The 22,991-nt window shown below is 47.2% G+C and carries 21 protein-coding genes; 8 read left to right on the plus strand and 13 right to left on the minus strand.

The features are described 5' to 3' along the window. Positions 1 to 13 precede the first annotated feature (13 nt). Positions 14 to 2,239, minus strand: a complete 2,226-nt coding sequence (locus KNP96_RS02930) for a ribonucleoside-diphosphate reductase subunit alpha (protein WP_251135025.1) — start codon at positions 2,237 to 2,239, stop codon at positions 14 to 16. Between the two features lie 317 nt (positions 2,240 to 2,556). On the opposite strand from KNP96_RS02930, the gene KNP96_RS02935 reads away from it, so the two are divergent. From KNP96_RS02935 to KNP96_RS02955, 5 genes are read left to right on the plus strand one after another with little or no spacing between them, the layout of a single operon-like run. Then, on the plus strand, positions 2,557 to 2,790 hold the full coding sequence (locus KNP96_RS02935) for a DUF1871 family protein (RefSeq protein WP_214766927.1): 234 nt from the start codon (positions 2,557 to 2,559) through the stop codon (positions 2,788 to 2,790). Between the two features lie 13 nt (positions 2,791 to 2,803). Continuing rightward, positions 2,804 to 3,043 (plus strand): NifU N-terminal domain-containing protein, encoded by a 240-nt coding sequence (locus tag KNP96_RS02940; protein WP_088837669.1) that lies wholly within the window; start codon positions 2,804 to 2,806, stop codon positions 3,041 to 3,043. Between the two features lie 57 nt (positions 3,044 to 3,100). Next, complete coding sequence (locus tag KNP96_RS02945; RefSeq protein WP_214768784.1) at positions 3,101 to 3,895, plus strand: glycosyltransferase family 2 protein; 795 nt, start codon at positions 3,101 to 3,103, stop codon at positions 3,893 to 3,895. A gap of 5 nt (positions 3,896 to 3,900) precedes the next feature. After that, positions 3,901 to 4,398 (plus strand): Lrp/AsnC family transcriptional regulator, encoded by a 498-nt coding sequence (locus KNP96_RS02950; RefSeq protein WP_051667304.1) that lies wholly within the window; start codon positions 3,901 to 3,903, stop codon positions 4,396 to 4,398. Continuing rightward, the gene (locus KNP96_RS02955; RefSeq protein WP_088837670.1) at positions 4,395 to 5,582 is read left to right on the plus strand and encodes an aminotransferase; all 1,188 of its coding nucleotides are present in this window, start codon (positions 4,395 to 4,397) and stop codon (positions 5,580 to 5,582) included. The genes KNP96_RS02950 and KNP96_RS02955 overlap by 4 nt, the downstream gene beginning before the upstream one ends. A gap of 79 nt (positions 5,583 to 5,661) precedes the next feature. Here KNP96_RS02955 and KNP96_RS02960 read toward each other — a convergent pair whose 3' ends face one another. Continuing rightward, positions 5,662 to 6,552, minus strand: coding sequence for a MazG nucleotide pyrophosphohydrolase domain-containing protein (locus KNP96_RS02960; RefSeq protein WP_251132453.1), 891 nt, complete (start codon positions 6,550 to 6,552; stop codon positions 5,662 to 5,664). Next, the gene (locus KNP96_RS02965; protein WP_214766923.1) at positions 6,515 to 6,703 is read right to left on the minus strand and encodes a hypothetical protein; all 189 of its coding nucleotides are present in this window, start codon (positions 6,701 to 6,703) and stop codon (positions 6,515 to 6,517) included. The genes KNP96_RS02960 and KNP96_RS02965 overlap by 38 nt, the downstream gene beginning before the upstream one ends. An 85-nt stretch (positions 6,704 to 6,788) precedes the next feature. Here KNP96_RS02965 and ytvI point away from each other — a divergent pair, with 85 nt between their 5' ends. Next, positions 6,789 to 7,913: a sporulation integral membrane protein YtvI gene (gene ytvI / locus KNP96_RS02970; RefSeq protein WP_159173454.1), complete on the plus strand. Its 1,125-nt coding sequence runs from the start codon at positions 6,789 to 6,791 to the stop codon at positions 7,911 to 7,913. Here the strand turns inward: ytvI and KNP96_RS02975 are convergent. The 3 genes from KNP96_RS02975 to KNP96_RS02985 are packed head-to-tail and all read right to left on the minus strand — an operon-like array spanning position 7,893 to position 10,145. Further along, the gene (locus KNP96_RS02975; protein ID WP_088837673.1) at positions 7,893 to 8,564 is read right to left on the minus strand and encodes a DUF429 domain-containing protein; all 672 of its coding nucleotides are present in this window, start codon (positions 8,562 to 8,564) and stop codon (positions 7,893 to 7,895) included. The two genes, ytvI and KNP96_RS02975, sit on opposite strands and share 21 nt — an antisense overlap. After that, positions 8,545 to 8,715 carry a hypothetical protein gene (locus KNP96_RS02980; protein WP_157898492.1) on the minus strand — a complete coding sequence of 57 codons (171 nt, stop codon included), beginning with the start codon at positions 8,713 to 8,715 and terminating at the stop codon, positions 8,545 to 8,547. Before KNP96_RS02980 ends, KNP96_RS02975 begins: the two co-directional genes overlap by 20 nt. Next, a complete protein-coding gene (locus tag KNP96_RS02985; protein ID WP_214766919.1) occupies positions 8,712 to 10,145 on the minus strand; it encodes a leucyl aminopeptidase in 1,434 nt (477 codons plus the stop codon). Before KNP96_RS02985 ends, KNP96_RS02980 begins: the two co-directional genes overlap by 4 nt. A gap of 355 nt (positions 10,146 to 10,500) precedes the next feature. On the opposite strand from KNP96_RS02985, the gene ptsP reads away from it, so the two are divergent. Beyond that, entirely contained in the window at positions 10,501 to 12,225 is a 1,725-nt protein-coding gene (gene ptsP, locus KNP96_RS02990; protein ID WP_214766917.1) for a phosphoenolpyruvate--protein phosphotransferase, read from the plus strand. A 689-nt stretch (positions 12,226 to 12,914) separates the two neighbouring features. On the opposite strand, the gene KNP96_RS02995 is transcribed toward ptsP, so the two are convergent. From KNP96_RS02995 to KNP96_RS03020, 6 genes are all read right to left on the minus strand, one after another. Further along, positions 12,915 to 14,438 (minus strand): MDR family MFS transporter, encoded by a 1,524-nt coding sequence (locus KNP96_RS02995; protein ID WP_214768786.1) that lies wholly within the window; start codon positions 14,436 to 14,438, stop codon positions 12,915 to 12,917. 163 nt (positions 14,439 to 14,601) lie between these two features. After that, positions 14,602 to 16,695, minus strand: coding sequence for a glucose-specific PTS transporter subunit IIBC (ptsG, locus tag KNP96_RS03000; RefSeq protein ID WP_214766915.1), 2,094 nt, complete (start codon positions 16,693 to 16,695; stop codon positions 14,602 to 14,604). Between the two features lie 139 nt (positions 16,696 to 16,834). Beyond that, on the minus strand, positions 16,835 to 18,358 hold the full coding sequence (gene ptsG, locus KNP96_RS03005; RefSeq protein ID WP_088837677.1) for a glucose-specific PTS transporter subunit IIBC: 1,524 nt from the start codon (positions 18,356 to 18,358) through the stop codon (positions 16,835 to 16,837). Positions 18,359 to 18,581: 223 nt separating this feature from the next. Beyond that, entirely contained in the window at positions 18,582 to 19,439 is an 858-nt protein-coding gene (gene glcT / locus KNP96_RS03010; protein WP_029331241.1) for a glucose PTS transporter transcription antiterminator GlcT, read from the minus strand. A gap of 100 nt (positions 19,440 to 19,539) precedes the next feature. Further along, positions 19,540 to 19,857: a YuiB family protein gene (locus KNP96_RS03015; RefSeq protein ID WP_029331243.1), complete on the minus strand. Its 318-nt coding sequence runs from the start codon at positions 19,855 to 19,857 to the stop codon at positions 19,540 to 19,542. 84 nt (positions 19,858 to 19,941) lie between these two features. Further along, positions 19,942 to 21,153, minus strand: coding sequence for an NAD(P)/FAD-dependent oxidoreductase (locus KNP96_RS03020; RefSeq protein WP_088837678.1), 1,212 nt, complete (start codon positions 21,151 to 21,153; stop codon positions 19,942 to 19,944). A 243-nt stretch (positions 21,154 to 21,396) separates the two neighbouring features. On the opposite strand from KNP96_RS03020, the gene KNP96_RS03025 reads away from it, so the two are divergent. Continuing rightward, positions 21,397 to 22,392 carry an NAD(P)/FAD-dependent oxidoreductase gene (locus KNP96_RS03025; protein WP_088837679.1) on the plus strand — a complete coding sequence of 332 codons (996 nt, stop codon included), beginning with the start codon at positions 21,397 to 21,399 and terminating at the stop codon, positions 22,390 to 22,392. Between the two features lie 99 nt (positions 22,393 to 22,491). Here KNP96_RS03025 and KNP96_RS03030 read toward each other — a convergent pair whose 3' ends face one another. Next, positions 22,492 to 22,989: a GNAT family N-acetyltransferase gene (locus tag KNP96_RS03030; RefSeq protein WP_214768789.1), complete on the minus strand. Its 498-nt coding sequence runs from the start codon at positions 22,987 to 22,989 to the stop codon at positions 22,492 to 22,494. Between the last annotated feature and the right edge of the window lie 2 nt (positions 22,990 to 22,991).

Raw genomic sequence — 22,991 nt, forward strand, 5'->3', positions numbered from 1 at the left:
ATCGTCTCCTCTCTTATGACGAACACGACTCACATTCATCGATTTCGACGGTTGTCGAACGTGTATAATAAATCGTCTTCATCCCGAGTTGCCATGCTTCCATGTGCATCTCGAGTAATTCAGTCGCTTTGACGTTGTTTTTGACATAGAGATTAAAACTGATCGCTTGGTCGATATGACGTTGACGTGATGCATTTTGACGAATGCTCCACAGTTGATCAATCTCAAATGCTGATTTATAGAACCAGTTCGTATCCGGCGTCAAATCCGGAACCGTCACAGGAATCTTGTAGTTTTTCTTTTCTTCTGCGTAGACTTTTTTATAGATTGGATCAATCGATGCCGTACTACCGGCGATGATTGCTGTCGACGAGTTCGGTGCGACTGCCATCAGGTAGGCGTTTCGCATACCATGCTCTGTGATATCTGCTTGGAGACGATCCCAGTTCAGCGCGGCAGTTGATTTATAGTGACGACGTTTGATGTATTCACCTGTTTGCCATTCTGATCCTTCGAATAAACGGTATGCCCCTTTTTCTTTCGCAAGTTGCATCGATGCATCAATCGTCAAATAAGCGATTTTTTCGTAAAGACGATCCGCATACTGGACGGCTTCGACCGATTCCCAGCGAATCCCTTCGAGTGCAAGCAGATGGTGCCAACCGAACGTCCCGAGACCGACGGCACGGTATTTTTGGTTCGTGATTTGTGCTTGCGGGACGTCAATCGTATTCAAATCGATGACGTTGTCGAGCATCCGCATCTGAATCGGAATCAACCGTTCGAGGACATCCGAACGAACGGCGCGCGCGAGGGCGATCGAAGATAAATTACAGACGACGAAATCACCCGGTGTTTTCGTAATGATGATTTTTCCATCTTCCGTGTATTCTTCCGTCACCGTCGTCGGACTCATGTTTTGCATGATTTCCGAGCAGAGGTTTGACGAATAGATCATGCCGGCATGCTTGTTCGGATTGGCACGGTTTACCGCGTCACGGAAGAACATGTACGGTGTTCCGGTCTCGAGTTGCGAACGCATGTAGCGTTTGACGAGATCGATCGCCGAAACTTTCGTCCGGCTGAGACGCGGTTCGTTGACACAGGCTTCATACTTTTCAGTGAAGCTGCCCCCTTGTTCCGTCTCATCGAAATGATCTTCAAGACTAAAGCCCATCACCGTCCGGATTTCGTGTGGATCGAATAAATACCAATCGCCACGCGCTTCAACCGTACGCATGAAGTGGTCCGGCAAACTCACGCCCGTAAAGAGATCATGTGTCCGCAATCGCTCGTCCCCGTTGTTGAGTTTCGCATCGAGGAACTCGAGGATATCTTTATGCCAAATGTCGAGATAGACCGCAATTGAACCTTGACGCATACCGAGCTGATCGACACTGACTGCTGTGTTGTTCAACTGTTTCATCCAGGGAATGACACCACTCGAAACACCTTTGAATCCTTTAATGTCTGATCCGCGCGAACGAATTTTACCCATGTAGACGCCGATTCCGCCGCCGCCTTTTGAGAGTGTCGCAACGTCCGTATTCGAGTCGTAAATCCCCCGGAGTGAATCATCTACCGTATCGATGAAACAAGACGATAACTGTCCGTATGATTTCCCGGCATTCGAAAGCGTTGGCGTCGCAACCGTCATGTAGAGGTTCGACAAAGCCCAGTACGATTCTTTGACGAGCTCGACCCGGCGTTCTTTCGGTTCTGTCTGCATCAACGTCATCGCGATAATCATGAAGCGTTCTTGCGGTAGTTCATATAATTTTTTCACGTGATCCCGGGCAAGATAACGATCCGCTAACGTCCGGAGACCAATGTATGTGAAGAGTTGGTCGCGTGAAGGATCGATTGTCGCAGCGAGTTCTTCGATTTCATCCTTCGTGTAGGCTGAAAGTAAATGTGGTGTGAAAATACCAATTTCAGTGAGCTTTTCAATCAACGTGTAAAGCGATCCATAACGTTCATCTGCTACATATCCACGATTTTCACTTGCCTCGAGATAAAGACGATTTAAGTACGTTGCCGTCGCGACGAACGTCCAGTTCGGTTCCTCTGCTTTTAACATGTCGAGCGCATGCATCGTCAAAAGTTCGTAAACTTGATCGGCCTGGAGCGTTTTCCCTTCGAGCGCCCGAATCGCGCGTTCTGTATAACGTTCGATGTCGAGTTCTGGATAAGACGCTGTCACTTGTCGAATCACGAGATATACATCTTCTATTGTCATTGCACCCTTATAGATGCGTGCTGTATTCAGTGGAGATGCCACTATGAACCACTCCCATTCTCTATCGTTAAACAGGTTCGCATTACAGTAAAAAATGCGCTAAACTAAAAAAAGACGTCCTACATATAGAAAGAACTATTAAAGTGTCACTCTATATATAGACGTTTTAAGCGTTTTTAAACCTATTTATGTACAAGATATAGGTTATCACTGAATCAGTAAAAAATAACCCCTTGCATTAAAAATCAGGTCAAACAAATTTAAAAACGCAGACCACCGCCTTTTGAGATATATTGAGATAAGGAGTTGAACGCGTTTTGAGTTCAGAAGAACTTTTAAATAAATATGATCCTTTTCTCCTAGGGTCAGGAAATTATCCAACGGAAATGTCTGCTATACTAGTGCTATTAACGATTCACGATCAAGTAAGCCCACTTGCACTAGCAATTGGTGAAATATTTGAAGAATCGTTTGGGGAACAACCCGATCAGCAGGAACTAACAACACTCGCAACGAATTTACTTTTGTGCGAAGATTCGTGTGAACTTTGAAAGGAGACTTATTATGCAAGTAGACTACACACCAAACCCGAACTCAGTAAAAATCACGCTCGACGGAGACCGTTTCGGCTCAAAAAGTACGAGTGTCAAAAAAGACGATACACCAGAGGACGCATTACTCGCAGCATTGATTACGATCGATGGCATCGATAACCTCTTCGCTTACGGTGATTTTGTCACAGTAACGAAAGAACCAGCCGCTGAATGGAATGAATTACTTCCAGTTATCGAAGAACAGATGTAAGGAATACATGAAGACACCTGGATGTTGCAGGTGTCTTTGTTGAAGGAGCCGATTCTCATGCCAATGGTATCTGTCATCATCCCGACGTACAATCGCCCACGTGAGTTATCTGAGGCGCTCGAAGCATTGACCCGTCAATACTATCAAGATTTCGAAGTGATTCTTTTGAACAACAACGGCGACTCGATTATTCCCGTCGTACGTGCTTTTGAAGACCGCTTAACACTTATCCATGTCGACTTACCTGAAAATCATCACGTCCGGGCTCGCAACCACGGCGTGACAATCGCGAACGGTCAATTCATCTTGCTCCATGATGATGATGATTTATTGTTGCCTTCTCATATCGAGGAATCGCTCGGCGATTTAGAAGCCGGGGCAGACTTGACGTATGCAGATGCCGAACTCTTTACGTATCGCTGGGAGAATGGACGCCGGACCGTCATCGATACGGAGCCATTCGCCTATCCATATGACCGTGACGCGATGAAGCAAGACTCGACGTTCATCCCATCCGGATCAATGTATCGCAAATCACTTCACCAAACACTTGGTACGTTTGATGAAGACGTCTTCAACTACTGGGACTGGGACTGGATTCTCCGTGTCGGGAAGGACCACCTCGTGCTTCATCCAGCACGCGCGACGGTCCTCTATGCCTTTAATCCGTCCGGTAATCATCAATCCGCTCAGCAAGATGCGGCACGAAAAGTCTACTTCGACCGTCTCGTCGCTAAACACGAGTTGCCAACGACCGAAATGAAAAATTTTCATATTGTTCAGTCTGAACGCCGTGCCCGGTTACGTGAGACACGCCGGACGTTTGACGGACAATTGACAGAAAGCGAGTGAATCCCGTGTATACAGAAAAACAATTAGAACTCTTAGAGTTACTATCACAAAGTGGTCCTGTCGATTCGACACTCGCTGCTCAAATGCTCGACCTGCCAGTCGACGAAGTCATCGACTCGATTGCCCGTTTTAAACAAGATGGTGTCTTGTTAGGTTATACGGCAGTCATCGATTGGCAAAAAATCAATTCCCACCATGGCGTCACGGCATTCATCGATGTCAAAGTTACACCGAAACGGGGCCGCGGCTTTGATGAAGTCGCAGAACGGATTCATCGTTTCCCGGAAGTCACGTCGCTCTACTTGATGTCAGGTGCTTACGACTTACAAGTCGTCCTTGACGGAAAGTCGCTTCAGGAAGTCTCGCAATTCGTCTCGGAAAAACTATCGACACTCGATTCCGTCATTTCGACGACGACCCATTTCCGTTTGAAGACATACAAACACGATGGTGTCCTCTTCAGTCAGGATGACGGCGATAAACGATTGAAGGTGTCTCCATGAAGTCACTTTCTGAACGCGTCGAACAATTAGCACCATCCGGCATCCGTCGCTTCTTCGACTTAGCCGGTTCAATGGAAGATGTCATCTCGCTCGGCGTCGGCGAACCCGACTTCGTCACCCCGTGGAACGTCCGGGAAGCAAGCTTCGCAGCACTCGAGCAAGGGTATACGGCATATAGCGCCAATGCCGGTTTAGTCGAGTTACGGCAAGAAATCCGAAACTATATGCACGAAAAATTTGCAATCGAGTATCAAGTCGAAGACGAAATCATCGTCACGACCGGTGCATCCGAAGGACTTGACTTAGCTTTTCGGACGCTGATTAATCCTGGTGACGAGGTCATCGTCGTCGAACCGGCATTTGTCTCGTACGCGCCTTTAATTGAGCTCGCAGGCGGAATTCCTGTTGCTGCTGCCTGTCGCCCGGAAGACGGCTTCGCCATTCTTCCTGAGACGATTGAAGCCAAGATCACGGCACGGACGAAGGCCATCATTTTTTGTTTTCCGTCCAACCCGACCGGTTCTGTCATGACGTGCGATCAACTCGCAGATCTCGCCCTCCTCGCAAACAAACATGATTTATATGTCATCAGTGACGAAATCTATGCAGAGTTGTCGTATGAGGAAGAGGCGACGTGCTTCGCGACGTTACCTGGAATGCGGGAGCGCACGATTGTCATCAATGGTTTCTCAAAAGCCTTTGCGATGACAGGTTGGCGTCTCGGTTTTACCTGTGCGCCAAAAGAAATCACGGCGTGTATGCTGAAAGTCCATCAGTACGGCATGATGTGTGCACCGACGCTCGTCCAATTCGCTGGGATCGAAGCACTCCGTTCACGCCACAAGACGGTTCCTGACATGGTCCGTAGTTATCGCCAACGTCGTAACTACTTCGTCAAAGCTTTGAATGAAGCCGGTCTCCCGACTCATTCACCCGGGGGCGCCTTCTATGCCTTTCCATACATCGGAGATACGGGTTTGACGAGTGAAGCCTTTGCAGAACAACTGTTACTAGCAGAACGTGTTGCCGTCGTTCCTGGTTCCGTCTTCGGGGCGAGTGGTGAAGGTTATGTTCGCGCAAGCTATGCCAGTTCAATCGAACAACTGCAAGAAGCCATCCATCGTATTTCTCGCTTCATGCAACAACTTGAACAACGAACGGCAGTTGCTGATCGTCTGACATGATTTTCCCGACCGTTTTCTTTCAACACACAAAAAGCGAACCACCTTACGAGGCGGTTCGCTTTTTAGCGTCATTTTCTAATTACGCATCAATATAAAGCAACAAAAACATCCGGTGTTCGTCCTCTGAGTGAAACGGTGACACCGGCCCTAACTGTGAAGCATATACATCGATTCGGTACGGGGCTTCTTTAAAGGACAAAGGGGTTTGTTCCTTGATGATCCGTCCGATTTCTTCTGCTTGTTCTTTGACAGCGACCAATTGATCACTTCGCTCAATCGGTGCTTCCAGAACAAATGCCTCGATTCCCTCATTACGAGCACACCGTAAAAAGCGTCGCAACGACGGTAGTGCCTGTTGGATGTTCTCTTCTAAGGAACGTTCCGCTTCATACACCGGCGCACCCCAGAGTCGCTCCTCACTGCCGGTCGCACTCCGGTAATGATCAATCGTCGCCTCCGTAATGGGGTCTCGTGTCAGTGCGAAACGCTTACTGTCACGCACGAGGTTCTTTTCATTCGTCCGATCGATTTCTTTTAACAAATCAAGACCTAATGGACGGGCAAACCGGAACAACTCGCGCTGCAGACGGGCGAGTGACGTACCGACCGTAAGCGTTGCATCTGTCTTTTTCGGTGGCTTGTCTCCTTCGTAGCCGTTCATGACCCGGGCGACCTGACCTGCTTCATGAACGAGTCGGTAAAACGAGGCATCCGCTTCGTCCCGTTCTGTTTTCAACTGCTGATGCTCCGAGGCTAAATCGGTCACGTATTGGTTTGACAGACATGTTGAAATCATTAACACGTCGACGAGTTCGGCACAAAGTAACGTCGTGTCCTCTTTTTCTAACGCTTCTCCCACTTCCCCGACTTCTTCAATCAAGCGCGCGAGGCCAGAGAGCGGACGAAAATAACCACCTAACGCTCGAATCGTCTCATCGACTTTTTGTTGAAGTAGAATCATCTCCTGCATCCGTCTCGACCTCCATCATTTCTTTAATCAACTGCTGCTGCGTTTGTCGTTGATACTGCTCAGTAAATTTTCGGTTTTTACGCCATTCACGGACGGCTACACCACTTGCGATCGCCAAGGAAACCATTAGTCCCACTTCTTTTCGTTTCATCGAAATTCCTCCTCTGTTTGAACTACGTTCTCGTTCCTTAACATGCTATGATGATGGTATTACATATATATAAGAGGTGTTGCTCGTGTCGACTGAACGTCTTTGGCAATTGGCTCGTTTCATCGGTGTCATACTCGCCTTGTTTCTCACAGGTTTTATCATCATCCGCCTGTCTTCGTTGATGTATCCGTTCGTCTTCGCATTTTTATTAGCCCTACTCAGTCGTCCGCTTGTCGACTTTTTCCAAAAACGTCTTCGACTCAACCGTGGTTGGGGTGCGTTATTGTCCATCATCTTAATGAGCGGTCTTTTGATTGGTTCACTCGTCTTGATTGTCATGCAACTGATTCGAGGACTCGTCTTCGTCGCCAATCAACTCCCGGACCAAATTCAGGAACTCAGTCTCTACTTCCAAAAGCTCTACAATGACAAATTGGCCCCGATGTGGAACGACGCTTCGGAAGCGCTCCGGTCACTCGGTCCGTCACAACAGAATACGGTTCAAAACAGTATCGAATCACTCGGAAGCTCACTTGCAAGCTTCATCGGCGAGGGATCTAAAAGTATCGCCACGATGTTGCAAAGTGTGTTAGCGACCTTACCTTCAATCGCCTTGATTCTCGTCATCGTTCTGCTCGCCTGGTTTTTCCTCGCGAAAGACTGGCACAAATATGAAATCAGGATGAAACAGTATGAGATGTTCCCCTGGTTCGCACGTGCAGAAACGGTCGTTTCGAGTCTTCGGTCCGCCCTGTTCGGCTACATCAAAGCCCAATTGACATTGATTACGATTACATTTTTCATCGTCTTAATCGGTCTTTTGGTTCTCGGTGTCGATCATCCGTTTGCGATTGCTTTTATTGCCGCTTTCTTTGACATCTTGCCGTATCTAGGTACAGGGTCTGTCTTTTTACCGTGGATTGCTTACTCGATCATCACAGGAGATACGGGACTTGCGATCGGACTTGGTATTCTGTATGCAGTCGTCATTTTGCAGCGTAATATCATGGAACCGAAAATCGTCGGTGACAATATCGGCATCCAGCCGATTACGGCACTGATTGCCTTGTTCGTCGGGATTAAATTTTTCGGGGTCTTTGGTCTGATTCTCGGACCGCTCGTCGCCGTCATCATCAAAGCGTTATATAATGCACAAATCTTTCATTATTTATGGGACTTTATTAAAGGATCACCCACACCATTCCGGTGAGGGTGATTTTTTAGGTGCTGCCGCATATAAGGGATGACCCGTCGCATCAACCGGTCGATGGTTCGGGAGATATTCCACCGGACAAGTCGCCGCGACGGCAAGCAGACAGGCATCAATCCAGTCGTCAGTCGCAACCCCTTTGACGGATTGTTCCCAAAAAGCAGGACATGCGAACTGTCGTAACAATTCTGTCCGCTCCTTTATCCCCTGGACCGTCTTTTTGTTATGGCGGGCCGGGTGACCGGTCAAGCGAGCAAAACAAACTTCCGGATGCGACTCGTACATCCCGTCCCGGTAATAACTACGCGCTTCCTGAATCTTCGGTAACAAGTACCAGGCTTGTTTTGATAAGCCAAGTCCTGCCGCTTGTTTTGACTGCGCGTTCGCGGTGGCATAGTCACATGCATCAAGCGCCGACACTAATGGTGCATTGAAGACGCTGCTCGTCCGCCCCGGCTTCAGCTCATTTCGTAACAGCTGATCGACGGTTCGTCTTGTGTCTGTTTCAAGCCCGATCGGCATGTCGATGTAGAGCACGTCGCTATTTTCGAGTTGATTGAGGTGTTCGACGATTTGATAGGAAAACTGACCCTCTTCAATCGAGACAGCGACCCAGCCGGCTTTTGCCGCGTCAATCCCGGTGACGCGCATTCGTTTTCTCCCGTAGCACCTTCAGTAATGACAAGACCGTGAAGACTCCTAAAAACGTAGCCCACGCTAGCGAAACGCGTGAACCCGACTCTACATACCAGACGATGCTGAGCACCGTCATGATGAGTAAGAGGACGTTCAGCCATCTCATCCTTCTTGTTCAGCGAACCGGTAAAGACTTCGCACCATGACACCTGTCGCACCTTTCGGACCAAGCTCCGATGCTGATTTTTGCTCTGATGTTCCGGCGATATCAAGATGGAGCCATGGCGTTTTCCCGACGAATTCACCAACGAACGCTCCGCCAAAGATCATGTGTCCCATCCGTCCCGGTGAGTTATTTAAATCAGCGACTTCCGACCGGCGCACTTGTTTAATGAATTGATCGACGTACGGCATCTGCCAAATCATCTCGTTCGTCTCTTTTGTGATGGTTTCAAAACGGCTGTACAAAGCTTGGTCGTTCGTTAAGGCACCCGTGATTTCTGTCCCGAGCGCAACGAGCACTCCACCCGTCAATGTCGCGAGATCAATAATCATTTTCGGATTGTATTCTTTTGCATAGGTGACAGCGTCCGCTAAGACGAGACGCCCTTCCGCATCCGTATTCAAGACTTCAATCGTTTTTCCAGCCATCGATGTAATGACATCATCCGGCTTGAAGGCATCACCTGAAATCATATTGTCCGTTGCCGGAATCACTCCAAGGATGTTGACGTTCGGCTTGAGTTGACCGAGGGCTTCGAATAAGCCGAGGACGGCTGCTGCACCACCCATGTCCCCCTTCATGCCGACGATACCGTCTTTTGGTTTAATCGAGTAACCACCTGTATCGAACGTGACACCTTTTCCGACGACGGCGATTGGTGCTGCATCACCCGCCCCTTTATATTCGAGGACGATCATTTTCGGCGGGATTGTCGAGCCTTGATTGACGGCAAGCATCGCCCCCATGCCGAGTGCTTCCATTTCTTCTTTTTCAATGACTTTTAACGCATGTCCATGACGTTCCGCAATGAAACGAGCTTCGTCAGCGAGTGCCGGCGCCGTCAGGATGTTCCCAGGCATCGTGACGAGACGACGGGCTAAGTTCGTTGCTTCAGCGAGGGCATGCCCGCGTACTGCTTCTTGTTCCCCTTCATCGGACCAAATCGTCAAATCGAGTTCGTACGAAACGCTTGGACCTGTTTTGTAGTGTTTGACGTCATATGTAGCAAGTGCAAACGTCTCAGCGATCAACTCGACAGGTTTCCCCGGGAATGTCGCAGCATCAACCGTGACGTTCGATAGCTTCCGGACTTTTAAAAATTGGGCGGCTTTTCCTAACAGTCGACGTAACTCATCTTGAGATAGACGGTCCGCTTTACCAAGACCGACAAATAACACACGGGCAATCGTCCCCGTCAACGTCGGCAATAACCGGAGTTCGCCTTGTTTCGTCGAAATATCTCCACCGCGGACCCACTCATCAAACCGCTCCGGATAAAGTGCCTGAATCCGTTCTTCCATTTGTGCATTTCCTGAGATACCGACGACGAGTACTTCGATGTCTGCTTGCTGATCTACTTGTTTTAATCGCATCTTAAAAATCCCCCTTTAGTGTTACTAATAAGTATGAAGTGTTTTGCGCCATTTTCCAACTGATAGCCATCACGCAGCTTGAAAACGCTCTCATTTTTGACGTTCGGTAATTTGTCGAAATGCACGGCTCCAAACAATTGTTGCCCGTTTCACAATGTGATAGGATTAACAGGTGAAAAGTACAGGCACTTCATAGAAACGTTCATTTTGGTAACGACAGAAATGTCTACGTTTTCATTCAAAGGGAGAGTTCGCAGTCGACCCGTTAAGAGAGATGCGTTTATGGGTATCTATAGATAGCAGAGAAACGACGTCGTTGCGGCGAAAAAAACTTACTGAAAAGAGGGTAATGCACATGGCACAACATATCAAGGGAATTGGCGCTTCTGCAGGGATCGCGATTGCAAAGGCATTCGTGATGGAAACACCTGTCTTTGACATTCCAAACAATAAAATCGAGGATTCAGCGGCTGAAAAAGAACGGTTCCAGGCAGCGATCGCTCAATCAAAAGGTGAACTCGAAATCATCCGTGAGAACACATTAAAAGAACTCGGTGCAGACAAAGCAGAAATCTTCTCAGCTCACTTGTTGATCCTCGAAGATCCTGAAATCGTCAGCCAAGTCAACGCAAAAATCGACGAGGACAAAACGAACGCAGCGCAAGCACTCGACGAAGTCTCACAAATGATGGTGACAATCTTTGAATCGATGGACAACGAGTACATGCGCGAACGTGCAGCTGATGTCCGTGACGTAACAAAACGGACAATGGCACATCTTCTCGGTATTACATTCGTCACACCTGCACAAATCAACGAAGAAGTCATTATCATTGCAGAAGACTTAACACCATCAGACACTGCCCAACTCAACCGGAAGTACGCAAAAGGTTTTGCGACGAACATCGGTGGACGGACTTCGCACTCGGCGATCATGTCACGTTCTCTTGAAATTCCAGCAGTCGTCGGGACAAAAGTCGTCTTGACTGAAGTCAAACACGGTGATTTCTTGATTCTTGACGGAGCGGAAGGCGATGTCATCGTCAACCCTTCAAGCGAACAAATCGCAGAGTACGAAGAAAAACGCTCAGCATATATCGCTCAAAAAGAAGAATGGAAAAAACTCAAAAACGAAAAAACAGTTACAGCAGACGGTCATCACGTCGAGCTTGCAGCAAACATCGGAACACCAAACGATGTCAAAGGTGTACTTGAAAACGGTGCGGAAGCAGTCGGTCTCTACCGGACTGAGTTCCTCTACATGGATGCGGAAACGTTCCCGACGGAAGATGAGCAATTCACAGCATACAAAACAGTTCTCGAGTCGATGGGCGATAAAAAAGTTGTCATCCGGACACTTGATATCGGTGGGGATAAAGAACTTTCATACCTTGACCTTCCACACGAAATGAACCCGTTCCTTGGTTACCGTGCAATTCGTCTTTGCCTGGACCAAACTGACTTGTTCCGGACACAACTTCGTGCGTTGCTTCGTGCAAGTGCATACGGCAAACTTGCTGTCATGTTCCCGATGATTGCAACACTCGAAGAATTCCGTGCAGCAAAAGCGTTACTTCTTGAAGAAAAAGCGAACCTTCAAGGTGAAGGTGTAACGGTTTCTGACGACATCGAAGTCGGAATGATGGTCGAAATTCCGGCGACAGCAGTCATGGCGAAACAATTCGCGAAAGAAGTCGACTTCTTCTCTGTCGGAACAAACGACTTGATTCAATACACAATGGCGGCAGACCGGATGAACGAAAAAGTTTCGTATCTCTACCAACCGTTCAATCCTGCCATCTTGAACCTCTTGAACAACGTCATCACAGAAGCACACAAAGCCGGTAAATGGGTCGGCATGTGTGGTGAGATGGCGGGAGAAGAACTCGCACTCCCAATCCTCCTCGGACTCGGACTCGACGAATTCTCAATGTCTGCTTCTTCTGTCCTTCGCGCACGCAGCTTGATGACGCGCCTGAACAAAACAGAGTGTGAAGCAATCGTTGAGCAAGTCCTCGACATGGATACAGCCGAAGACGTCGTCAACTTCCTCAGCACGACATTCGATATTAAAAAATAATTTTTTCGGACACGTCCCATCTCGGGGCGTGTTTTTTTGTCGCGTCAAAAGGAACTGTTATTTATACAGACTGTAGACTAACCCTTATGAAGATTAAAAAGTTTTTATAGGTATGGCCTGCCCTGACCGCGCTTCCCCATCTCGACTCGTCTACATAAAACATGTTGCCCAATGTCGCTTTTCCTACACCCTAGTTCAAAAGCTAATATTCATCTGTGCGCTTCCTGTAGAAGCCTCGATTTCTTGAATACAAAAAAAGGGCTGACTCCAAAGTTACTCTAACATCAGTCTTAGTGACGGACGGTTCCGACATCCTCGCTTTCCACGGGCGGAATGTAAGCCGCAGCAACCCGCGTTTCATGCGGTCATGCCGGGTCTTCCCTATTCCTGACGGAAGCGCTGATCGCGCTTCCTTTTCCCATAGGAGTCGAGGATGAACGTTCCGCCCTGTACGCAAAAAAACGCCGATGATTCCGTCTTTCACATACGGACTCATTGGCGTTTTCGATATCTATTCTTCTCGGTCCTGACTGATGTGTATCTAAGCCGCACATCGAAAAGGAAAAGTATGCACTCGTTTTATTCGACTCCCACAGGAGAGCGTATCCTGTTTCCTGTTGGAGAAAAACACGCGTGTGAAAGAGTGATTCCTTTTACGTCAGTCTCTTTCCTATCAAAAATGACTTGAATTATGCTTGTTTCGTTTGTGGTCGATCGCCTTGTTCTTCTTTTAAGATTGGTCGTTCATTACCCATGAAGAACACGAAGATGACACCCAGTATCGCTGGAATCAACGCCCACATATAAACAGAGGAAATCGAATCTGCAAGTGCTGTTTTAATCGCTGTCGCCACTTCCGGTGGCATCTTCGCAAATGCTGCTGCTGTCGGGAACTGTCCACCGTCCGGTGCGCTGCCGCCAGGTAATTGCTCACTAACAGATGACGTAAACGTCCGTGATTGAACGATTCCGAGAATCGTTACACCAAGTGTCATCCCGATTGTCCGGAACGTCGAGCCCATCGATGTCGCCGCACCACGACGTTTCATCTCGATGCCATTGATGCTTGCAAGATTCAATAAAGAGAAACTGAAGCCGACACCAAAACCTAAGATGATCATATAAATCGTAACGGCAGTCCGTGTCGTCTCAAGTGACATCGTACTTAATAAATAAACACCAAGAACAAAGAACACGGCCGAGAGCATCATGACATTTCGGAACCCGTATTTATTCGGGAGACGTCCTCCGAGTTGCGCCGAAACTACTGAAGCAATCAACATCGGCATCAAGATCAGACCTGAGTTCGTCGCACTGCCGCCAAAGACACCTTGGACGAAAATCGGAATGAAGACACTTGCTGAGATGAAGACGAATCCATAAAAGAATGCGACCCCTTGCGTCGCTGCGAACAGGCGGCGACTGAACAGACTGAACGTAATGACCGGATCAGCCGCCCGGCGTTCAATCAGACCGAAGAGAATGAACAACGCGAGTGATGCGCCAAATAATCCAAGAATTTGTGGTGAACTCCACGCGTACTCTTTCCCACCGAGTTCAAGCCCGAGCAGGAACGTGACTAATCCAGCGACCAATGTCGCGGCACCCGCATAATCAATTTTTTGAGTCCGGTGAATCGGTGATTCTTTATAGAAAAATGAAACGAGCGCCAATGCAATTAAACCAAGTGGAATGTTGATATAAAACACCCAGCGCCAGTTAATTGCGTCCGTCAAAACGGCTCCAAGCAATGGTCCGAAAATACTTGAAATCCCGAAGACTGCTCCGAACAAGCCACTGACTTTCCCTCGTTTTTCTGGTGGGAAAATATCAAAAATGATCGTAAAAGCAATCGGCATCAAGGCACCGCCACCTAGTCCTTGAACGGCACGATAAATCGATAACTCTGTAATCGAATCTGCGACACCACACAGGATACTCCCTGCGATGAAGAGCAACATACCGAATAAGAAAAATCGTTTCCGCCCATACATGTCACTTAACTTACCGAAAATTGGCATCCCCGCGACCGTCGCGATCATGTAAGCGGACGTGACCCAGGCATATTGATCAAAACCATTCAGTTCACTGACAATCGTCGGCATTGCTGTTGCAACGATTGTATTGTCCATCGCCGCTACTAAAATCCCGATCAATAATCCAAGAACGACATAATTCGTCTTTGTCTTTGTTTCTGTTGTAGTCGAAGCCATCGACTCACCTCTTTCTTAAAATATAGCTAATCTTCATAATAGCTTACTCATTGTATCATCATATGTGCAAATTCTCATTACTGAATGTTTTGGACTACAAAAAAATCGTATCCGACAATTTCGTCGAATACGATTTCGAGGTCCCATTATTTTTTAAATGACGTCATTTAATCTCATACGTGACTTTCTCTCCTGCTTCAACCGTCCGGCCAATATCAACCGTTACTTTCCGGTCACCACTGTTCGTGACAATGATCGGCGTTAAGAGTGACGGCACAAGCGGTCGAATTTGTTCGAGATCGACGTTCAGCAGTGGTGTTCCTGGCTCAACACGATCTCCCGCTTTCGCGAGTGCTTCAAAACCTTTTCCTTCGAGTGAAACCGTATCGATTCCGATGTGAATTAAAATCTCATCACCATTATCGGCCAGGATTCCAATCGCGTGTTTCGTTGGGAAGAAGGTCGTGATTTCACCGGACACTGGAGAAACAACATAACCTTCAGTTGGTTCGATTGCATACCCGTCCCCCATCATCCGGCCAGAGAAGACTTGATCTGGTACATCATCAAGCGAACGAATCGTTCCGCTCAGCGGTGAGACGTATCCGTCACTTGGTACATACTCTCCACCTGATCCTGCTAAGTCTTCCCGTTCTTCCCCACGTGACTCAGCTCCAGTCGGAACTTGCGGAATCGGGTCAGCTTCTGGTTTTTCAGGTGGTTGATAATTTGGATCGTTCATGATTTCTGCCATTTCCGTCTTGATGCCATCTGATTTCGGACCGAAGATGGCTTGGACATTATCGCCAACTTCTAATACACCAGCTGCGCCAAGTTCTTTCAGACGATCCTTGTTGACACCCGATTTATCATTAACGGTAATCCGCAGACGTGTGATACACGCATCGAGATGTTTGATATTCGATGGTCCACCAAACGCTTGCAGAATCTCATATGGGAGCTCACCAGCCGTCGCACCAGCTGTTGCCGCCCCTTCCTTAATTGCTTCACGTCCTGGAATTTTTAAATCAAACTTCGTGATCACAAAACGGAATCCGAAGTAATAAATGACGGCGAAGACTAAACCAACCGGTATAACGAGCCACCAGGCGGTCCTGTTCGGTAAGATTCCGAATAAGGTGTAGTCAATTAATCCACCTGAGAAGGTCATCCCGATTTTAACGTTCAAGATGTCCATGATCATAAATGACAATCCTGCAAAAACAGCGTGGACTGCAAACAATAACGGTGCCACGAACACGAATGAAAACTCGACTGGTTCCGTAATCCCTGTCAGGAACGATGTTAAAGCAGCAGAGAAGTAGAGTCCTTCAACTGCTTTACGACGATCTTTCGCAACCGTATGATACATCGCGAGACAAGCTGCCGGAAGTCCGAACATCATGAACGGATATTTCCCGGTCATATACGTCCCGGCCGTGAACGGAACACCATCTTTTAACTGAGCGAAGAAAATTCGCTGGTCCCCGTTGATAACCGTGCCTGCTTTATCCGTATACTCACCAAATTGGAACCAAAAACTTGAATACCAAATATGGTGAAGACCGAATGGAATGAGTGACCGTTCGACTAATCCAAAGATGAAGGCTGATAACGTTTCATTTGACTCGATGATTGTTTTCGAAAACGTGTTAATCCCACTCCCGATCGGCGGCCAGATGAAGGACAGTGCAAAACCAGCGACTAAACTGAATAGCGCTGTTGCAATCGGTACGAACCGTTTACCGGCGAAGAATCCAAGAAAGTCCGGTAGTTTGATTTTAAAGAATTTATTATAGCTATATGCGGCAATTAACCCCGCTATGATCCCTCCGAATACCCCCATTTGTAAGGTCGGTATCCCTAATACAGTTGCGTACGATAAGTCACTTGATTGTTGCGCTTCCGAAACTTTTTCCGGTGTGATTTGTAGGAATGAACTGATAACCTTGTTCATGATCAAGAATCCGACGATTGCAGCAAGCCCTGCGACCCCTTCCCCATTCGCAAGACCAATCGCAACCCCGACGGCAAACAGTAATCCTAAGTTCGCAAAGATGATATCCCCTGCGTCTTGCATGACACGCCAGATGACGACGAGCGAATCATTTTCGAGAAAAGGCAGATACTGCGTCAGGTTCGGGTTTTGAAACGCCGTACCAAACGCCAGTAGAAGCCCTGCTGCCGGCAAGATGGCAACTGGTAACATCAATGCTTTACCAATCCGTTGCAACACTCCGAATACATTTTTCCACATCAGTGATTTCCCTCCTTTTTTTGACCAGACTATTTAGTTCATACCCTGAATCTTTCTCCCGCAAAACTAATCACAACAATTCTTTGAAACACAAAAAAATGAGCCTCCCGATTTCGGAAGACTCACTTTACTTAAAGACTTAAACTGATTTTTCTTGTTTACGTGAATTGATGACGGCTTGGATCTCAGATTTGATGTTATCTGATTTTGGTCCGTAGATCGCTTGAACGTTGTTACCCACTTCAAGGACACCAGCGGCTCCAAGTTTTTTCAATTCGTTTTTGTCGACTTTCGACTTGTCGAGAACTTCAACACGAAGACGTGTGATACATGCGTCAAGGTGTTTGATGTTTGATTCAGAACCGAGTGCGTCAAGGATACCCGCTGCGAGCTCAGAACCTTGAGCCAATGAAGTTTCTTGTACTTCATCTTCACGACCTGGTGTTTTCAGGTTGAACTTGCGGATTGCGAAACGGAATCCAACGTAGTAAACGACTGCAAGAACAAGACCGACGACGATGACGAGCCACCACTGCGTACGTCCTGGAAGGACACCGAAGAGAAGGAAGTCAATCAATCCACCAGAGAATGTCATCCCGATTTTAACGTTCAAGAGTTGCATTGTCATGAATGAAAGACCAGCGAAAACTGCGTGTACTGCGAACAAGATTGGAGCAACGAATAAGAATGCGAATTCGATTGGCTCTGTGATACCTGTTAAGAAAGCTGTAAGTGCTGCTGACCCAAGAAGACCACCAACGACTGCGCGACGCTCTGGGCGTGCTTCATGGTACATTGCAAGTGCTGCTGCTGGAAGACCGAACATCATGAACGGGAATTTACCAGTCATGAACGTACCAGCTGTTAATTCAACGTTGTCTTTTAACTGTGCGAAGAAGATTGCTTGGTCACCGCGGACAACATCTCCTGCTGCGTTCGTGTACGAACCGAATTCGAACCAGAACGGTGCGTAGAAGATATGGTGAAGACCAAACGGAATCAATGAACGCTCAATGAGACCGAAGACGAAAGCTGCAAGCGTCGGGTTTTTCTCCATCATGAAGTGAGAGAATGAGTTCAACCCGTCTTGAGCGAATGGCCATACGAAGACAAGTACAAGACCTGCGAACAATGAAACGACTGCTGTAACGATTGGAACGAAACGTTTACCTGCGAAGAATCCGAGGAACTGCGGCAATTCAAGATTATGATACTTACCGTAAGCCCAGGCTGCGAGTAAACCGATGATGATACCACCGAAGACACCTGTTTGAAGTGTCGGAATACCAAGTACGTTTGCGTACCCTTGACCGTTTGCGACCATTTCTGGTGTAACGCCGAGCCAAACACTCATCGTTTTGTTCATGATCAAGAATCCGACGATTGCTGCAAGTCCGGCTGCGCCGTCCCCTGCTAAACCAATCGCGACACCGACCGCGAATAAGAGTGCTAAGTTACCGAAGATGATATCCCCGGCTGCTTCCATCAATTTTGCAACCTTGATGATCGCATCATTTTTTAAGAACTCGAGTTTTGACGTCAAGTTCGGATTTTGCATCGCGTTACCGAATCCAAGTAAGATCCCGGCAGCTGGCAAAATCGCAACAGGAAGCATTAACGCTTTACCGACACGTTGAAGAACAGCGAAAATCTGTTTGAACATGTGTGTTTCCTCCTCTTAATCTAAAATCTAGGAATAATGAATAATACCAATGACAGGTTGAAAAAAGTCAGACATCCGACCGATTTTTACAGAAAAAAATCAGGCACGAGCGGATTGTAGAACAAAATACACTTATTCCGCGAAATGAATCTAACGGAAATAAACCATTTTGTCCGACTTCCCACTCATGCCTGATCGTATCAGTAACACGTAGTCCGTGCGGTCATTTACCTAAATCGTACTGCACTAAGCGTTGCAGATGCATCGTAAGATACGTCGCCTCACCGCGCGGTACCGCTTTCTTCAACTGACGTTCCATGATGGACATCAGCTCCCAAGCAGTATCATAGCACAGGGGATATTCTTCACGCAATAGCTTTTCTACTTTTTCTGGCGCCTCTAGGTACTCCCCATTGGAAACCCTTTCAATCGCCGAGCGGAGATGGCGAATTAAACGCTTATAATCCAACGATTTTCGATCGATTTTAATTTCTAGCCGTTGCTCGATATGACTCGCAATTAATCCGACGAGTTGATGATGACGATTGACTTCGAGCACATCTTTAAAGTTCGTCGCCGAATGAATATGGAGTGCGATGAATCCTGTTTCTGCCGGCGGAAGATAAAAATTCATCTCGGCACTGATGAATTCAACGATTTCCTCAGCAAGCGCATATTCTTCCGGATACAAAGCTTCCGTTTCCGCTAAAAAGGGATTCGTGACCTCCATCCCTTGTTCGAGCCGCTTGAACGTAAACGTCAAATGATCCGTCAGTCCGATATGGATATGTTCATCAACGCGCTTACCGAACCGCGTTTCAATCATCGAGACGATATCATTCATCAAGGCGACGAAATTTTCATCTAAATGCCCGACGAGTGCTTTATATTGGTCTTGCTCTTCTTTATCCTTCAAGGTATAGACTTTTTCTAATTTTTCAAGATCCGTCAGTTGATCGCCTGGCTTCCGTCCGAAGCCAATCCCTTTTGCGAGGATAATGACTTCCTGATTTGCACCAGTCGAACAAATGACGACATTATTATTCAAGACTTTGATAACGTGGTACATTTGTTTATCCATTCGCTCTCAACCCTATCTGCTCTTACACATTTTTTAAAGACACTGTTTTTATTATAACGTGTTTCCACGCACTAAAAAAGCCTACTTACTCAAGTAGGCTTTAAAACATTTGGTAACCACTTTTACGCAGGAAACGAATCGACATTCCGGCAATGATGATACCGGCAAGTCCTGCCGCAAACATCGTAACGTCCGCTGTCTGCAAACCCATGATTCGATCACCTAACGCTGGAATTGCTTTTTTCGCATTCGTAAAATATTCAAGCGTCGACTGATTATCAATCATCATGATGATGATGACCGGATATAAGACGAGCATAATCCATGTGCTACGTAACAACATGTTTAAGATAAAACCAATACTAAAGAACATGACGAGATAAAGTACACTCCCGATCACGGCTTGGATAATATGCATAATGTTCCCCCTTTAAATCTCTTCGTCTAGTATAACCGACAAAAAAGGCAAATGCACGAGTGTACATTTGCCTAAAAGGTGAACTTAGAATTTACCTTTTTTGATCGCAAGACCAATTTTCTTCAGTTCAAGGAAATGTTTGTTGTCGATGACTTTTTTCATGAATGATGCGTTACGACCATAAATCTTCTTACCGAAGACCATACCGATCCCATCTTTATGACCAAGTGATGCGACTGTTCCTTTATTTTCATATGTGAACGTAGATGTTTCACGTCCACCGATGAGTGCTGAAATGTTTTCAGCGACTTTATGCGCTTGTTGTGTCGCGATTTGTGCTGTTGGCGGGTATGGACGGTTTGAACTTGGGTCCATGACTGCTGAACAGTCACCAATCATGAAGACATTGTCATGTCCAGGGACACGAAGATCTTCCTCAACGACAACACGGTTACGCATTGCTTCGAAACCTGATGCCGCAACGACCGGGTTCCCACTGACGCCACCTGTCCAAATGATTGTGTTCGCTTCAATCGTTTCTGTTGTATCACCTTGGAGTGGACCAAACGTAACCGTTCCAGGACCACATTCCTTGATGCCGTTACCGAGTTTGAACTCGATCCCTTGGCGCTCAAGCCATTTGTGTGCGTAGTTGACGAGATCAGCATCAAATCCAGGAAGGACAGTCGGAGCTGCCTCGATGTTGACGACACGCACGAGTTCGCGTGGGATATCGTATTGTTTACAAAGCTCTGGAATCCGGTTGACGAGCTCACCCATGAACTCGATTCCTGTAAATCCAGCTCCACCGACGACGATCGTCAGAAGTGAACGATCCGTTGAACCAGTCGTTTTGTATTCTGCAAATGAATAGTCGATGTGTTCTTTGATTTTCCGGACACTGTTCAATGAGCTGATCGTTAGAGCGTTCTCTTTCAATCCTTTGATTCCGAAAGTCTCTGGAACGCCACCGAGTGCAACGACGACGTAATCGTAAGGAACAGCTCCACCGTCTTGAAGTTTCACTGTGTTGCTTGCCGTATCGACTTTTTCAACAATCCCTTTAACGAGTTTGACGCGTGAAGGATTGATGACATCATTGATATAGATGCGCGCTTGTTCTGCTGACATCGTACCTGCCGCAGGTTCATGTAACCAAGTAGTTTGGTAATGATAGTCATGTTTGTTGATCAATGTGATGTTGGCTTGATCGACGCCAAGTTTCTTTTGAAGGTTGACTGCTGTGATCAATCCACCGTAGCCGGCTCCAAGAATAACAATGTTAGGTGTGTTCATGTTCTGATACTCCTTACGAATGGTAGTTTTGTTGTGATTTTCTTCACATTCAATTACAAATAAATGCTCAAAAACTTTGTTCAAATAATGTTCACATGTCTATAAGCTTATTGAAACACTTTTTCTGACGGATTGCAAAAGAAAATTCTAGAAATGCTGAAAAAAATGTAAGATTTCCCGTACTTGCAACACCCGCCCCTCCTACCTATATAATAGGAGTATCCAACTATAGGAGGGAATCAGATGTACCAACCATATGATGTCACGATTATCGGGGGCGGTCCAGTCGGATTGTTCACCGCGTTTTATTCAGGGATGCGTCAGATGAAGACGAAAGTCATCGAAAGTCTCCCCCAACTCGGTGGGCAACTGGCGACGCTTTATCCTGAGAAATATATATATGATATTGCCGGCTTCCCGAAAGTCAAAGCTCAGGATTTAGTCGATCGTTTGCTTGAACAAGCAAATGAATTCGACCCGACGTATGTCCTCGGAGAAACGGTCGTCGCCTACGAGCGCCTCGAAGACGGAATCATCCGCCTCGTGACGAACAAAGGAGAACACTTCACGAAGACCGTCATCTTGACGGCAGGTAACGGCTCGTTCGCCGCCCGTCCACTTGGTGTTGCCGATGCCGAACGGTTCGAAACGAGTAACTTGCACTATTTCGTCAATGAAATGGATCGCTTCAAAGATCGTCAAGTCGTCTTACTCGGTGGTGGCGATTCCGCTGTCGACTGGTCATTGATGCTTGAGCCGATCGCGAAATCCGTCACGCTCGTTCACCGTCGCGATAAGTTCCGTGCACATGAACATTCAGTCGAACTGCTCCACAACTCATCCGTCAATGTCATGACACCGTATACGCTCGAATCCGTTACCGGTGAAGAGAGTATCGAAACTTTGACGTTCAAACATGCGGAAACGGAAGAAGTCATCGTCGTCGGGGCAGATGACGTCGTCTGTAACTTCGGTTTCGTTTCGTCGCTCGGCCCGTTAAAAGAATGGGAAGTCGAGTTTGAACGCAATTCGATTCGCGTCAATTCGAAAATGGAGACGGCGATCCCCGGCATCTTTGCCTGTGGTGACATCGCGACGTACGACGGTCGTGTCAAATTGATTGCGACCGGCTTCGGTGAAGCACCGATTGCTGTCAATCAAGCGAAACTACTCGTCGATCCGTCCGCCCGTCATCCACAACACTCGACAAGCCTGTTCGAAAAAGTAAAAAATCATTAATGGACATGAAGAAGAAGCGTTTCCTCGGTGTAAATCGAAGGAACGCTTCTTTTTTCGTAGTTTTCCCAAACGAAACCCGACTGATTTCCGCTTCCTTCGTTACGAAAAGGAGAGGGGTAAATCAATCCGGTAAAGGTGTTCCTCCAGTTCTTTCCCACCCCGTTCGATCACACACCCGGAAACACGGATACCTCCGAGTCGTTCATAAAAGTGGCAGGCCGGATTATCCGCGAGCACGGCAATGATGAGTGACGTAACACCATGTTCCTCCAACTGACGGACGACACGGTTGACTAAGGCGCGACCGATTCCGCGCCCTTGATACGAACGCAACAAATAGATCGCTGACAGTTCCCCTTCTGTCGATTCTGTTTGATTTTGCTTGCCGTGGGCAAAACCAATCAAACCTTTTGCGTCGACAGCAACAAAAACAAGTCCATCAACTAACAATTCCCGCCATGCAGCGGCACGCTTTTCTGTCGACAACTGATCGAGGTAGTCGTCAGGAATGATACCGCGGTATGTCTCTTGCCACGCTGAAACGTGGACGGTGGCGATTGCTTCAGCGTCGTCTAACGTCGCTCGCCGTATCTGCATCT

This window comes from Exiguobacterium sp. s133 (assembly GCF_018618595.1).
GTDB lineage: Bacteria > Bacillota > Bacilli > Exiguobacteriales > Exiguobacteriaceae > Exiguobacterium_A > Exiguobacterium_A oxidotolerans.

Bases quoted from the DNA above. Each gene is read 5' to 3' on its own strand.
- KNP96_RS02955 (WP_088837670.1), top strand. From the start codon at position 4,395: ATGAAGTCACTTTCTGAACGCGTCGAACAATTAGCACCATCCGGCATC.
- KNP96_RS02945 (WP_214768784.1), top strand. From the start codon at position 3,101: ATGCCAATGGTATCTGTCATCATCCCGACGTACAATCGCCCACGTGAG.
- ptsG (WP_214766915.1), bottom strand. From the start codon at position 16,695: ATGTGGAAAAATGTATTCGGAGTGTTGCAACGGATTGGTAAAGCATTG.
- ptsG (WP_088837677.1), bottom strand. From the start codon at position 18,358: ATGTTCAAACAGATTTTCGCTGTTCTTCAACGTGTCGGTAAAGCGTTA.
- KNP96_RS02995 (WP_214768786.1), bottom strand. From the start codon at position 14,438: ATGGCTTCGACTACAACAGAAACAAAGACAAAGACGAATTATGTCGTT.
- KNP96_RS03025 (WP_088837679.1), top strand. From the start codon at position 21,397: ATGTACCAACCATATGATGTCACGATTATCGGGGGCGGTCCAGTCGGA.
- KNP96_RS02975 (WP_088837673.1), bottom strand. From the start codon at position 8,564: ATGCGCGTCACCGGGATTGACGCGGCAAAAGCCGGCTGGGTCGCTGTC.
- KNP96_RS02965 (WP_214766923.1), bottom strand. From the start codon at position 6,703: ATGAAACGAAAAGAAGTGGGACTAATGGTTTCCTTGGCGATCGCAAGT.
- KNP96_RS03030 (WP_214768789.1), bottom strand. From the start codon at position 22,989: ATGCAGATACGGCGAGCGACGTTAGACGACGCTGAAGCAATCGCCACC.
- KNP96_RS02985 (WP_214766919.1), bottom strand. From the start codon at position 10,145: ATGCGATTAAAACAAGTAGATCAGCAAGCAGACATCGAAGTACTCGTC.
- KNP96_RS03015 (WP_029331243.1), bottom strand. From the start codon at position 19,857: ATGCATATTATCCAAGCCGTGATCGGGAGTGTACTTTATCTCGTCATG.
- KNP96_RS02930 (WP_251135025.1), bottom strand. From the start codon at position 2,239: ATGACAATAGAAGATGTATATCTCGTGATTCGACAAGTGACAGCGTCT.
- KNP96_RS02960 (WP_251132453.1), bottom strand. From the start codon at position 6,552: ATGCAGGAGATGATTCTACTTCAACAAAAAGTCGATGAGACGATTCGA.
- glcT (WP_029331241.1), bottom strand. From the start codon at position 19,439: ATGGATAAACAAATGTACCACGTTATCAAAGTCTTGAATAATAATGTC.
- KNP96_RS02980 (WP_157898492.1), bottom strand. From the start codon at position 8,715: ATGAGATGGCTGAACGTCCTCTTACTCATCATGACGGTGCTCAGCATC.
- KNP96_RS02940 (WP_088837669.1), top strand. From the start codon at position 2,804: ATGCAAGTAGACTACACACCAAACCCGAACTCAGTAAAAATCACGCTC.
- ptsP (WP_214766917.1), top strand. From the start codon at position 10,501: ATGGCACAACATATCAAGGGAATTGGCGCTTCTGCAGGGATCGCGATT.
- KNP96_RS03020 (WP_088837678.1), bottom strand. From the start codon at position 21,153: ATGAACACACCTAACATTGTTATTCTTGGAGCCGGCTACGGTGGATTG.